Annotated in this window: 11 protein-coding genes and 1 tRNA gene; 6 read left to right on the forward strand and 6 right to left on the reverse strand. The window is 69.5% G+C overall.

Translation table 11 applies throughout. The annotated features are described in order from the left end of the window. Nucleotides 1–256 precede the first annotated feature (256 nt). Nucleotides 257–1,555, reverse strand: coding sequence for a peptidoglycan-binding protein (locus AAFN88_RS06215; RefSeq protein WP_347519089.1), 1,299 nt, complete (start codon nucleotides 1,553–1,555; stop codon nucleotides 257–259). Nucleotides 1,556–1,812: 257 nt separating this feature from the next. Between AAFN88_RS06215 and AAFN88_RS06220 the strand changes: the two genes are divergently transcribed. Continuing rightward, nucleotides 1,813–4,416 carry an MMPL family transporter gene (locus AAFN88_RS06220; RefSeq protein WP_347519091.1) on the forward strand — a complete coding sequence of 868 codons (2,604 nt, stop codon included), beginning with the start codon at nucleotides 1,813–1,815 and terminating at the stop codon, nucleotides 4,414–4,416. 15 nt (nucleotides 4,417–4,431) lie between these two features. Here the strand turns inward: AAFN88_RS06220 and AAFN88_RS06225 are convergent, their stop codons facing one another. Further along, nucleotides 4,432–4,794 (reverse strand): hypothetical protein, encoded by a 363-nt coding sequence (locus AAFN88_RS06225; protein ID WP_347519093.1) that lies wholly within the window; start codon nucleotides 4,792–4,794, stop codon nucleotides 4,432–4,434. 360 nt (nucleotides 4,795–5,154) lie between these two features. On the opposite strand from AAFN88_RS06225, the gene AAFN88_RS06230 reads away from it, so the two are divergent. After that, a tRNA-Gln gene (locus AAFN88_RS06230) sits at nucleotides 5,155–5,229 on the forward strand. A gap of 53 nt (nucleotides 5,230–5,282) precedes the next feature. Here AAFN88_RS06230 and AAFN88_RS06235 read toward each other — a convergent pair. The 3 genes from AAFN88_RS06235 to AAFN88_RS06245 all read right to left on the reverse strand — a co-directional run bounded on the left by AAFN88_RS06235 (nucleotide 5,283) and on the right by AAFN88_RS06245 (nucleotide 7,639). Next, nucleotides 5,283–5,858: a PAS domain-containing protein gene (locus tag AAFN88_RS06235; protein ID WP_347519095.1), complete on the reverse strand. Its 576-nt coding sequence runs from the start codon at nucleotides 5,856–5,858 to the stop codon at nucleotides 5,283–5,285. A 136-nt stretch (nucleotides 5,859–5,994) separates the two neighbouring features. Further along, nucleotides 5,995–6,291 carry a cupin domain-containing protein gene (locus AAFN88_RS06240; protein WP_347519097.1) on the reverse strand — a complete coding sequence of 99 codons (297 nt, stop codon included), beginning with the start codon at nucleotides 6,289–6,291 and terminating at the stop codon, nucleotides 5,995–5,997. Between the two features lie 97 nt (nucleotides 6,292–6,388). Next, the gene (locus AAFN88_RS06245; protein WP_347519099.1) at nucleotides 6,389–7,639 is read right to left on the reverse strand and encodes an MFS transporter; all 1,251 of its coding nucleotides are present in this window, start codon (nucleotides 7,637–7,639) and stop codon (nucleotides 6,389–6,391) included. A 54-nt stretch (nucleotides 7,640–7,693) separates the two neighbouring features. On the opposite strand from AAFN88_RS06245, the gene AAFN88_RS06250 reads away from it, so the two are divergent. Both AAFN88_RS06250 and AAFN88_RS06255 read left to right on the forward strand, forming a co-directional pair. Then, complete coding sequence (locus AAFN88_RS06250) at nucleotides 7,694–8,563, forward strand: helix-turn-helix transcriptional regulator (protein ID WP_347519101.1); 870 nt, start codon at nucleotides 7,694–7,696, stop codon at nucleotides 8,561–8,563. A gap of 208 nt (nucleotides 8,564–8,771) precedes the next feature. Further along, nucleotides 8,772–9,173 (forward strand): VOC family protein, encoded by a 402-nt coding sequence (locus AAFN88_RS06255; RefSeq protein WP_347519102.1) that lies wholly within the window; start codon nucleotides 8,772–8,774, stop codon nucleotides 9,171–9,173. A 1-nt stretch (nucleotide 9,174) separates the two neighbouring features. On the opposite strand, the gene AAFN88_RS06260 is transcribed toward AAFN88_RS06255, so the two are convergent. Next, nucleotides 9,175–9,978 carry a class I SAM-dependent methyltransferase gene (locus tag AAFN88_RS06260; RefSeq protein ID WP_347519104.1) on the reverse strand — a complete coding sequence of 268 codons (804 nt, stop codon included), beginning with the start codon at nucleotides 9,976–9,978 and terminating at the stop codon, nucleotides 9,175–9,177. Nucleotides 9,979–10,356: 378 nt separating this feature from the next. On the opposite strand from AAFN88_RS06260, the gene egtB reads away from it, so the two are divergent. Next, nucleotides 10,357–11,640, forward strand: coding sequence for an ergothioneine biosynthesis protein EgtB (gene egtB, locus AAFN88_RS06265; protein ID WP_347519106.1), 1,284 nt, complete (start codon nucleotides 10,357–10,359; stop codon nucleotides 11,638–11,640). Further along, a complete protein-coding gene (gene egtD / locus AAFN88_RS06270; protein ID WP_347519107.1) occupies nucleotides 11,640–12,608 on the forward strand; it encodes an L-histidine N(alpha)-methyltransferase in 969 nt (322 codons plus the stop codon). The genes egtB and egtD overlap by 1 nt, the downstream gene beginning before the upstream one ends. Nucleotides 12,609–12,729: the final 121 nt, after the last annotated feature.

Below are 12,729 nucleotides of genomic sequence, written 5' to 3' on the forward strand. Positions count from 1 at the left end.
CGGTCAGATTGAAGCAATTCTGTTTGTGAGCGGAGTGGTGGTCCGCAAGGAGAATGGCGCAGCGCGATGCGGCGCATCGGGCAAGCCTTTCGACGCCGCAGGCGCCCGCCGCTCGCAAACCCGCAGGGCCGGGTGGCTTTGCGTCAATGCCGGCGTGTTTTGCCTTGGCCATAGCGCCGCTATGGCCGGCGTCAAACCCCTTGGTCTTGCCGCAAATCCACTCCGGCAGAATGGTTCAATCTGACCGTGAAAGGCTCTAACTGCCGTAGAGTTCGGCGACCGAGCGCAGGTCTTCCAGCAGGGACTTGTCGGCGCCGCCCTCGGCGGGCAGGCCCGCCATCTCGCGGTAGGCGCTGATGGCCGCCTCTGTCTCGGCGGTCAGGGTACCGTCCTGATTGCCCGGTGCGAGGCCCAGGCGGTCCAGCAGTTGCTGCACCTCGACGATTTCCTCCAGGGAGAGGTCGGTGACCTGTCCCGCCGCGGCCGCCGCTTCGGGGCGCGGCGGCGTGGCCGCGGCCAGGGGGCCGGGGGAAACCGGCGCCCGCACGGAGGGGCCGAGCGGGGCCGGAACGGCTTCCGGAACAGCCGCCGGGGCGGGGGACGGCGCGGGCGCCGCCTCCGGGGCCGTGCGCGCGGCCGGGGCCGTGCCGTCGGGGGCGGGTTGCGCCGCCGCCAGGGTTTCCTCCGGCGCCGCACGCTGCGTCGGGGCCTGTCCGCCCTGGTTCAGCCAGAAGGCCAGGGCGCCGACCGCCACCACCAGGCCCAGCATGGTCAGGGCGAAGCCGCTGGAGGAGCGTTCCTTGTCCAGGCGCCGGCCGCTGGCCTGGGGGGCAATGGCCGGCTTGGTCAGGGCGGGCCCCTTCACCGGGGCGGCGGACTTGGCGGCAGTCTGGGTGCCGCCGACGGGGGCCTTGGAGGTTTCCGGTTTCTTGGCGGTTGCGGCCTTCGGGACCTCTTTGCCGGGCAGCGGTTCGCCGGGCGCCGGCTCGGCGCTCTGCGGTTTGCGGGCCGGCGGGTTGCCGACGGGGGTGCCGCTGAAGACCGCGCCGCCGGCAGGACCGCCGGTCTGTCCGTTGCCGTATGCGCCGCCGTTCTTGGCGCTGGCGGACTTGGTGCTGGCCGACTTGGTGTTGCTGCCCTTGGCGTTGGTAAAGGTAAGGCCGCCGGCCTTGGCCGAGGTCGGCTGTGGGCCGCTGGCCTTCAGCTCGCCCGCCGAGGGGCCGGCGAAGCGCAGGCCGCTGCCTTCCGGCAGCTTGGCCGGGGCCGCGACGATCGGCCGGTTGCTGCCGAAGGTGATGGTCGCCGGGTCCGGCGCCAGAGACTTGGAGTCCGCAGGCCCCGGGTTGGCCGGCTTCGAGCCGGGGCTCTTCAATTCGGGAGGCTGCGAATCAGGGGAGCTGTTCTTGACCGGCTTGTTCGCCGCGGTCTTCGGCTTCGCCGCGCGGCCGCCCGGTCCCTTGGCGCGCTTGGTCTTGGGCGAGCGCGACTTGCCCGCCCCCTTCTTGGGTGCGGTCTCGTCCGATTTCGGCGATGCCTTGTCCGTATGCTCTGTCATTACTCTTCGGCGGACCTTCAAGACCCAGCTAACATGCTCAATTCTTCGCCTGCCCGGCGCGCGGTGCTAGGGCGCGGCGAGTTTCAATGAACCGTTATGGGCCAGCCGTGGTTAACGGAGCCCTAATTCGAAGCCGTTCAAAAACATAAGTTTTTGGCCTTGGCAGGGGTGGTGGGGGCGTTGTCAGGAGCGCGAATCCGAGGCTATAAGCAATCCTCGGCCTCGGGGACCACATGCCTTTGAAAGAAAAAGATTCTTTGAGCGATCTGTCCGCCGCCTGGGTCAACCGGGTCTGCCGGCGTCCGGTTCTCGTTCTGTTCGCCTGTCTGGCGCTGGCCGGGGGGATGCTGTGGATCGCCGCCACCAGCCTCGCCATCAACACCTCCACCGAGGACATGCTGTCGGCGGAACTGCCCTGGCGGCAGAACAACCGCGCCGTCGACAGCGCCTTCCCGCAGCTGGTCGACAGCCTGACCATTGCCGTGGAGGGCCCGGACGCCGTGGCCGCGGAAGACGCCGCCGAGCGTCTGGCCCGGGCCTTGCGCGCAGAGGAAAAGGTCTTCCACTCGGTGCTGCTGCCCGAGGGTGGGGAATTCTTCCGCCGCAACGGCCTGCTCTACCTCTCGACCGAGGAACTTCAGGCCGAGAGCGACCGCCTCGCCGCGGCCCAGCCCCTGCTGGCGGCCCTGCAGGAGGATCCCAGCTTGCGCGGCCTCGCCGCGCTGCTGGCGCAGGCGCTGGACAGCGGATCGGAAACGCGCCTCGACGACCTGGCGCCGCTGCTCGAAGGCCTGGCCGCGACCGCCGCGGCCCTGCCGCGGGACCCGCACGCGCGGCTGTCCTGGCCGGCGCTCTTTTCCGGCGGCCCGGCGTCCGGTGAGGGGGAGAGCGCCGCCGACCGCCGGCGGTTCCTCATCGCCAAGCCGGTCATCGACTTCGCCTCGCTGGAGCCCATGGCCGCCGGCGTGGCCGCGGTGGAAGAGGCGGCGGAGGACCTGGGGCTGACCGAGGCCGAAGGCTATCGCCTGCGCCTGACCGGCGAGGCCTTGATGCTGCAGGACGAACTGGTCTCGGTGCAGACGGGTATCGGCGTCGTCGGCCTGATCTCTGGCCTGCTGGTCGCCTTCGTGCTCTTCGCCGGCCTGCGCTCCTGGCGGCTGGTGCTGCCGATCCTGGTGACCCTGGTGGCGGGGCTGGCCTGGACCGCAGGTTTCGCCGCCCTGGCGGTGGGCGAGTTGAACCTCATCTCGGTGGCTTTCGCCGTGCTCTTCATCGGCCTCAGCGTCGACTTCGGCATCCACTATACCCTGCGCGTGCAGGAAAGCGCCGCGGCGGGGCGCGATCAGTCGGCGGCTCTCACCGAGGCCGCCGCGCTGACCGGCCGGCCATTGCTGCTCTGCGCCGTCTCCTCGGCGCTGGCGTTCTTCGCCTTTTTCCCCACCGCCTACCGCGGCTTGTCGGAACTGGGCCTCATTGCCGGTACCGGCATGTTCATCGCGCTGTTCCTGAACCTTACCCTGCTGCCGGCGCTGATGCGCCTCCTGCCGGCGCCGGCGGGCGCGGTGCATCTGGGCCCGCTGGCGGCTGCCAGCGCCGCTCTGCAACGCCGCGCCGGGCGCCACGCGGGGCTGCTGGCCGGCATCGGCGTGGCGCTGGCGCTGGCGGCGGCCTTCGCCGTGCCGCAGGCGCGCTTCGACGACGATCCCTTGAACCTGCGCGACCCGGACTCGCCCTCGGTGGCGGCGCTCTTGGAGCTGCTGGACGACCCGCGGGTTTCGCCCTACAGCGCCCAGGTGTTGGCTGACGGCTTGCAGGCGGCGCGGGCCGAGGCGGCGCGCCTGGAAGCCCTGCCTGAGGTCGCGGCCGCCGTAACCCTGGACGCCTTCGTGCCGGCGGACCAGGCGGTGAAGCTCGACATCATCGACCAGACCGCGCTGCTGCTCTCGCCGCTCTTCACCGCGCCGCCGCCGCTTCCCGCCCCCGACGGCGCCGAGCGCGCCGCGGCGCTGGAACGTTTGAAGGGCGCCCTGCGGTCGCCGCCGGCGGAGATCGCGGAGGAGGCGGCACGCCTTGCCGGCGCTCTCGACGGCCTCGGCTCCGTCACTCCGGCGCAACTGGAGGCCGCCTGGCTGGGCGGTTTCGAGGCGGCCCTGAACCGCGTGCTGGACGCCCTGGAGGCGCAGCCGGTCACCCTCGGCGACCTGCCTGCGGAGCTGCGGCGGCGTTACGAGGCCGCGGCGGGCCCCGAGAAAGGCAAGATGCTGATCGAGGTGATCCCGGAGGAAGACCTGCGCGATCCGGCGGCGCGCGAGCGCTTCGTCGCGGCGGTGCAGGCCGAGGTGCCCAACGTCTCGGGCGTGCCGGTCACCATCGTCGAGGCGGGCTGGGCGGTGGTCACCGCCTTCGTGGAGGCGACGCTGCTGGCGCTTTGCGCGATTTCCCTGCTGCTGCTGCTGGTGCTGCGCTCGCCGCTCGACACCCTGCTGGTGCTGCTGCCGCTGTCGCTGGCGGCGCTGCTCACGGTCGCCGCGGGGGTGGTCTTCGACCTGCCCTTCAACTTCGCCAACGTCATCGTCCTGCCGCTGCTGCTCGGCCTCGGCGTCGACAGCGGCATCCACTACGTGATGCGGGCGCGCGAGGAGAAGGCCGGAGCGGCCGCGGCGACGAACTCCACGCCGCGGGCGATCTTCCTCTCGGCCCTGACCACCCTGGCCTCCTTCGGGGCGCTGTCGATCTCGCAGCACCCGGGCACCGCCTCCATGGGCCTGCTGCTGACCGTGGCCATCGTCATCACCCTGATCTGCGTGCTGGCCTTCCTGCCGGCCCTTCTGGCGCTGGCCGGGCGGATGCCCAGGGGGTGAAGGGGCCGGCCCCCTCTAGCCTTTGTTCAGCTTGGCGACGTCGATGTAGCCGACTTCGATGGCGTGGCGCAGCGCGGTGAAGGCGTCGCGGGCTTCCTCGTAGGTCCGGCGTTTATTCCGCAGCGCCTCGATGTCCTGCGGGTCCGGCTGGCCGCCCTGGCTGCACAGCTTGAAGGCGGCGTCCAGGTAGTCGGCGCGCAGGCGCGCCACCAGGGTGGCGAAGACGAAGGCCTTCTCGCGGTCCAGGTCGGGGATGCGCGCATGGATGATTTCCTGGTTGGCGGTGCGGATGCCCAGGTCCAGCTCGTTCATGAAGTGCTTCACCAGCTTCGACGCCTCGATTTCCGAGGCGAAGTGCGACGTGGCGTTTTGCGGCATGGGACGCGGTTCTCTCTGTGTTGCTGCCGGTCCAGGTATTCGCCCGGCCGCGCGGCAGTATTCGGCGGCCGCGGGCGAGGCGGCGGTTTAATTCCTGCGCTGCCGAAAATACCTCGTTAGGCTTAATCAGAGATTTAGCGTGGGTTTGGGACGGTTTCGTCTGCCCGAGAATTCTAAGGCCCGGCCGGGTCGGCGCGCGTTCTAATCCTGGGTTGAATATCGGATGGCGGCCGGAACGCCAGCATCCGGCCGGCGCGGGGCCTTCGGGTCGGCCGCAGAGGGGCGTTGCAGGGAGGCGGCGCTGGCGCTAAGTTGCGGCCCGCCCGGCCCGCTGTCTGCGGTTTCTGCGCCGGGCCCTGCTGGGGCGTAGCCAAGTGGTAAGGCACCGGTTTTTGGTACCGGCATTCGCAGGTTCGAATCCTGCCGCCCCAGCCAACTCTTCCCTTTTTCGCTCGAACTCAATTTCCGCCGCGGGGAACCGCGCCGCTTCAGCGGTTCGAACCGAGCGGAATGCCGGTCAGCGGGCAGGTCTGGACGTCGGTCGGCGGGAAGTCGCGTGTGGTCAGGTGGCTTGCCGTGCGCGGCCGGTCATAGCTCGTGGCGCCCAGGATCACCGAGACCGCGCCGTCGTCGCCGCGCAGCGGCAGCATGAGGCGCTCGACGCGCGAAACCTGATAGCCGTCGGCCAGGTGCACCACGCCCTCGGCGCGGACCAGGTGGCCGCCGTCCAGTACCGCTTCCCAGCGCGCCCGGAACATCTCCAGCGCTTGCGGGTTGAACAGGGCGGAGGTGTCGCTGCCGTGGCGGATGCCGCCGTGGATGCCGGCGATCGTCTCGCCGGCCAGGCGGTAGCGGTAGTGGCCGTCCGGATGGCGCTCCAGCAGCCAGGCGATGTTCAGAAGGTCCCGGAACTGGGCCGGGTCGACGGCGCTGCGGTGAGGGACCGGGTCGTCCTGGCGCAGGGCCAGCCAATGCCGGATCAGATTCTCGAAGCGCGGATCTTCGAAGCCGGAGAGGAAGCGGTCCAGTTCCAGTTCGTTGCATTTGGCGTCATCGATCTGCATTCCGCCCCAATCCCCTGTCAACTCACACAATTATTTGTGCAATAAAGTAGTGGGGCGGCATTAACGTTGCGTTAATCCGTTGCGGATCGAACTTGCCTGCGACGGCTGCCGGGGCGATGAGAGACGGCTCGGATCGCTATGTGAAGCGCGCCTTGAACTCCACCTCGACGAAGGCGAAGTCGCTGCCCGAGGCGTTGATGACGTTGTGCTCGACGCCGGCGCGGCGGAAGTAGGAGACCCCGGCGGTCAGTTCGGAGAGGCTCTCCTTGCCCTCCTTGTCGACGATCTTCAGCCTGCCGGAGGCCAGCGGCACCACCACGTAGTCGTAGTCGTGGCGGTGAAAGCCGGTCTCCGCGCCCGCTGCGAAGGACCAGCGCGTCACCCGCGCGATGTCGTTGTCTTCCTGGATGTCGCCTTGCGCCTGCTCCGTCATCTGTCCTCCTCGCTCCTCAACGTTGCGAATTCAGCTTATCGCGTTTTCAGGTGGCGCGGAGGGCCAACGGCTTGGCGCCGATGGGGGCAGGCGGGGGCTACTCCGCCGCCGCCGCCGCTGGCGCGGCGGCGGGCACGCGGCCCAGCAGGACCTCGTGGCCCGGCTGCGGGTGGCGCGGCACGTTGAACGCCATGATGAGCGAGCAGGCGGCCATGGCGCTGCCGGCCAGGAAGACGGCGGCCGGGGAGACCAGCCAGAGGAAGCCGAAGGCCGCCGGGATCACCACCGCCGCGATGTGGTTGATGGTGAAGCTGACGCCGGCGGTGGAGGCGATGTCCGCCGGGTCGGCGATCTTCTGGAAGTAGGTCTTGATGGCGATGGCCAGGGCGAAGAACAAGTGGTCGACCACGTAGAGCCCGGCGGCCAGCGTCGCGTTCTCGACGAAGGCGTAGGCGGTGAAGACGCCGATCAGGCCGATGTACTCGAAGACCAGCGCCTTGCGCTCGCCGATGCGCCCGATGAGGCGGCCGATCTTCGGCGCCAGCCAGATGTTGATGGCCGAGTTCAGCAGGAACAGCAGGGCGATGGCGCCGACGTCGTAGCCGAACTTCTCCACCATGAGGAAGCCGGCGAAGACGATGAAGATCTGCCGGCGCGCGCCGGACATGAAAGTAAGCGCGTAGTAGAGCCAGTAGCGCTTGCGCAGCACCATGTGCTTGTGCTGCTCGACCGGCTGCTTGAACTGCGGAAAGCCGAGCCAGGCGACCAGGGCGATGGCCGCCGTGGCGCCGCCGCCGATGAGATAGATCCAGAGGTAGTCCATCGCCAGCAGATCGCTGGTGAACCACACCAGGGCATAGACCACGATGGAGGTGATGGAGCCGGCGGCGATCAGGCGGCCCAGGGTCTCCGGCGCGCGGACCTTGTCGATCCACTGCAGCGAGAGCGAGATCTGCAGCGTCTCGTAGTAGTGATAGCCCAGCGACATGACCACGGTGGTGACGTAGATGCCGAGCACCGAGGGGAAGAAGCCGGTGGCCGCGGTGCCGAGGCCCAGCAGCAACAGAGAGAAAATCGCCAGGCGCTGCTCGCGGATCAGCAGCAGCAGGAAGACCACGCCGAAGGCCAGGAAGCCCGGCACCTCGCGCAGCGACTGCATCATGCCGATCTCGACGCCGGTGAAGGCCGCGCGCTCGTAGGCGAAGTTGTTGATCAGCGCCTGCCAGGTGGCGAAGCTGAGCGGCACCGCCGCCGCCATGAGCAGCAGCAGCACTTCGGGCCGGCGCCAGCGGGCCAGGAGGGAGGGGGCGGAATCGGGCGACGGGGTCGTGGGGGCGTTCATGGTCATGGGCCCTGATATAGCCTTCACGCAGACGTCCGTCTTTCTGTATAATGCCAAGCAATGACGGAAAACGGACAAAACAGGCCGGCGACCAGGAGCAAGGCGCAGGGGCTCGAGGTTGGAGCCTCGGACCACCGCCACTTTGCGCCGCTGCCCGACCACCCCGGCAACCTGGACGACCCGGCACGCCCCGTGGCGCCGCTGGCCATCGACTACGCCGGCGCTTCGCTGCGCCCCTGGCATCACCACAAGCGCGGCCAGCTGCTCTATGCCGACGAGGGCGTCATGCAGGTGGGCACGGATGCTGGCACCTGGGTTGTGGCGCCGGAGCAGGCGGTCTGGATGCCGCCGGGCGTCGAGCACCAGGTCGGCCACCGCACCGGGGTGGCGATGCGCACCCTCTACATCGACCCGCAGGTGGCCAGGGAACTGCCGGAGGACTGCTGCGTGGTGGCGGTACCGGCGCTGCTGCGCCAGCTCATCCTGCGCGCCATGGAGGTCGGCCTCGACTACGTCCCCGGCAGCGCCGGGGCGCGGCTCATGGCGGTGATCCTGGACGAGCTGCGCCGGCTGAAGCCCGAGCCGCTGCACCTGCCGCACCCGCGCGATCCGCGCCTGAAGAAGATCACCGAGGCCCTGCTGGCCGAGCCCGCCGACGGCCGCGCCCTGGCCGACTGGGCGCGGGACTCCGGCGCCAGCGAGCGCACCCTGGCCCGCCTCTTCGTGAAGGAGTGCGGCATGACCTTCGGCGCCTGGCGCGAGCGCCTGCGCCTCACCCAGGCGGTGGCGCGCCTGGCCGAAGGCGAGGCGGTGACCGCCGTCGCCTACGACCTCGGCTATCAGAGCCCCAGCGCCTTCATCGCCATGTTCAAGCGCAGCCTCGGCGACACGCCGGGACGGTATCTGAGGAAGGCGGGGGCGGAGGGGTAGAGCGCTGGCCAGGCCGCTTCTCGCTTGTCACCCTCGGGCTTGACCCGAGGGTCCATGGATCAGGCGTCTCGATCCCTCCATGGATGCTCGGATCGAGTCCGAGCATGACGATAGAACTTGTGGCGCGGGCGTTGCGTGCGTCTGCGTGCTTGCACTTCCGCGCCGCCTGTGGCGCTTTGCCCTTGGAATAAGCTACGGAGACATCGCCATGGCCTTCACCCCCAAGAACATCGACCACGTGGTGGTCTGCGTCAGCGACCTGGACCGCGCCTTGAAGTTCTATTGCGATGTCCTGGGCTGCACCGAGGAGCGGCGGGTCGAGCGCATCGGCCTCATCCAGCTCCGCGCCGGGGCCTCGATGATCGACCTGCAGCTCGTGAAGCCGGCGCCGGAGGACAGCGAGTTCTCCGGGCCGACCAAGAACATGGACCACTTCGCCCTGCGCATCGAGCCCTTCGACCCGAAAACCCTGCTCAGCCACCTGGCCGACCACGGCATCGACGCCGGCGAGGTGGTGCAGCGCTACGGCGCCGAGGGCGACGGCCCCTCGGTCTACATCGACGACCCCGACGGCAACACGATCGAACTCAAAGGGCCGGCGGGCGGCTGAGTCAACCCTCCCTTCGTCCCACCATCACATAGCTGAGCGGCAGCTGCTGGGGCTGGTTCTCCAGGTGGCTGTGGTTGCCGACGTCGTGGGGCAGCTCTTCGAAGTCTTCGATGGCGAAGCCGGCGCGCAGCACGCCCATCACCACGTCGCTCATCTTGTGGAAGGTCCAGAAGAAGGCCGTCGACGCGTAGTCCTCGTTGCGCCAGTAGTCGAGGCCGTTATCGCTGCGGTAGGGCTCTTGCCGGAAGTAGGACTCGTCGGCCACGGGCGGCAGGCGCTTGTCGCGGTCGTCGTACATGTTGAGGATCGGGTGGCTCTCGTAGATCACCAGGTGTCCGCCGGGCTTGAGGAGGCGCCGCGCGGTGGCGAAGAACTCGGCCAGGTCGGGCATCCAGCCCAGTACGCCGATGGTGACCATAGCGATGTCGAAGCGGCCGTCGTAGCTTGCCGGGATCTTGGCGATCTCCGTCCGCACCAGTTCGGCCGCGATGCCGCCGGCGGCGGCCAGTTCGCGCCCCTGGTCGAGGAAAGCCTCGGAGAAGTCGAAGCCGGTGAGGCTTGCGGCGCCGAGGTTCTTCACGGAGAGCAGCTCGCGCGCGTTGTTGCAGCACAGCTGCGCCACCGCCTTGTCCGCCAGGCCGAGACTCTGGAGGCGGCCGGTCAGGGTTGCGTCCAGCACCGAGAAGCCGGGCCGCGCGAAACCCGCCAGCAGCCTGGCGTACTGGTCGTGGCTGCGGTGGCGCTCGGCGGCTTCGTCCCAGGACGCCTTGTTGGCGGCTGTGATTTGATCTTTGCTGGGAGGCATGGCGGTTCTTCCGGTGCTGCGCGGCGGCGCCGAGGGTACTGCTGCCGCGGCAGCGACGCCAGAACATAAAGGTGGCACGGAACTGTCACAGCGGGGTCCTGGTGCGCGTGTCATATGCGTGAACGACGCTTCTCCTGACCGCATGTTGTCAGTTGACTGGCGCCACCGACGAAAATGTGAACGGCGCCCCCCTTCACCTCGGCGCGCGGCTCCCCATAATGGTCTTCCATGACCCGTTGGCCGACGAGCCGCACCCTTTCTCCACCCCTTGTGTGATCTTCATCGACATCTCAGGAGCCGAGCATGCCGCAGCCCGCCCGTGCCGTCCCATCCTTCGCGTCCGATCTTCCGCCGCGGCCAGCGGTGCAGACGGGGGGGATGGAACGAGAATGCCTGTTGGACGGTTTCCGCAAGCTGCGCGCGCGCAGCGACGCCCTGGCCGCGCCGCTGTCACCCGAGGACATGACGCCGCAGTCGATGGAGGATGCCAGTCCCACCAAGTGGCACCTGGCGCACACCTCCTGGTTCTTCGAGGCCTTCATCCTGCGGGAGCATCAGCCGGGCTACCGCGACTTCCGCCCCGGCTACAACTACCTCTTCAACTCCTACTACGAGGCCGTGGGTAGGCGCCACGCCCGGCCGCGCCGCGGCCTCGTCACCCGTCCCGGCGTCGAAGAGGTGCGGGCCTACCGCCGCCATGTCGACGCGGCCATAGGCGCCCTGATCCACGACGCGCCCGACGATGTCTGGGCAGCGGTCGCGCCGCTGCTGGAGCTTGGCCTGCACCACGAGATGCAGCACCAGGAACTGCTGCTCACCGATATCCTGCATCTCTTGGCGCAGAACCCGCTGGACCCCGCCTACCGGGAAGCGCGGCCGGCGCGCGGCAGTGAGACCCATTCACGAGATGGGGGGCCGCTGACCTGGTGGGAGCACGGCGGCGGCGTTGTCGAAATCGGGCATGAGGGCGGGGCCTTCGCCTACGACTGCGAGGGGCCGCGCCACCAAGAACTGTTGCAGCCCTTCACCCTTGCCAGCCGCCTGGTGACCAACGGCGAGTGGCTGGAGTTCATGGCCGACGGCGGCTACGACGACCCGGCGCTGTGGCTTTCCGACGGCTGGGCGACGGTGCAGCGCGAGGGCTGGCGCGCGCCGCTCTATTGGGAAGACGACGGCGACGGCACCTGGGCCGCCATGTCGCTGCTGGGCCGCTATCCTGTCGATCCCGCCGCGCCGGTCTGCCACGTCAGCCTCTTCGAGGCCGACGCCTACGCCCGCTGGGCCGGGGCGCGCCTGCCCAGAGAAGCGGAGCTGGAGGTGGCCGCGGCGCAGCAGCCGATCGCCGGCAACCTTCTCAGCCGCGACGCCCTGGTGCCGCTGCCGGCAGAAAAGGCAGGTGCTGCGCCGGCCCAGTTGTATGGCGACGTCTGGGAGTGGACCCAGAGCGCCTACGGGCCCTATCCCGGCTTCCGCGCGCCCGAAGGCGCGGTGGGCGAATACAACGGCAAGTTCATGTGCAATCAGTTCGTGCTGCGCGGCGGCTCCTGCGTCACGCCCGATGCGCAGCTGCGCGCCAGCTACCGCAACTTCTTCTATCCGCATCAGCGCTGGCAGTTCACCGGCCTGCGATTGGCGAAGGATGTTGCCGGGGGAGGCGTCTGATGGGCGTGCTGCACAAGCTGGAGAGCTTCGTCGAAGCCGGGGCGGCGGGCGACGGCGAGTTCCGCGACGCCGTGCTGCGCGGCCTGGCGCGCCGCCCCAAGGCGCTGGAGCCGAAGTTCTTCTACGACGAGCGCGGTTCGCAGCTCTTCGACGCCATCACCGAGCTGGAGGAATACTACCCGACGCGGGCGGAGACGGCGGCGCTGCGCGCTCATGCGGCGGCGATCGCCGCCTTCGTGGGGGAAGGCGCGAGCCTCGTCGAGTTCGGCAGCGGCTCCTCGGTGAAGACCCGCCTGCTGCTGGACAGCCTGCGGAACCTGCAGTGCTACGTGCCGATCGACATCTCCGGCGCGCACCTGCAGCGCGCGGCGGCGAGGCTCGCCGCCGATTACGCCCTGCCGGTCGTCCCGGTGCACGCCGACTACAGCAGCGCCTTCACCCTGCCGGCGGCGGTGCCGGCGGCGGGGCGGGTGGGCTTTTTTCCCGGCTCGACCATCGGCAATTTCGATCCGCCGGCGGCCGCCGCCTTCCTGCGCCGGGCGCGTGACCTTCTGGGCCCGGGCGCCCGCTTCATCGTCGGCGTCGACCTGCAGAAGGACGAGGCGCGGCTCATTGCCGCCTACGGCGATGCCGCGGGCGTTACGGCGGCCTTCAACCTCAATCTCCTGCAGCGCATCAACCGCGAGCTGGAAGGCACTTTCGATCTTGCGGCCTTCCGCCACGAGGCGCGCTACGACTCCGCTCTGGGGCGCATCGAGATGCACCTGGTGAGCCGCGCCGACCAGGCGGCCGCCGTCGCCGGCCGCTCCTTCGGCTTCGCCGCCGGCGAGTCCATCCACACGGAGAGCTCCTACAAGTACACGCTGGAGGCCTTCGCCGAACTGGCGCGGCAAGGCGGGTGGCGCAGCGAGGCGCAGTGGCTGGACCCCGAGGGCCTCTTCAGCCTGCACGGCCTGATCGCGGCCTAGCGGCGCCGGGCCTAGCGGCCGCGGGCCGGGCAGGGCCCGCCGGTCAGGGGCGCGCGCTCGCTGTCCTCGCTTGGGCCGGACTGGCGGGCGGCGGGGGAAAGCGACTATAGTCCGCGCCTCG

Origin of the sequence: Pelagibius sp. CAU 1746, assembly GCF_039839785.1 — a bacterium.
Taxonomy (GTDB): domain Bacteria; phylum Pseudomonadota; class Alphaproteobacteria; order Kiloniellales; family Kiloniellaceae; genus Pelagibius.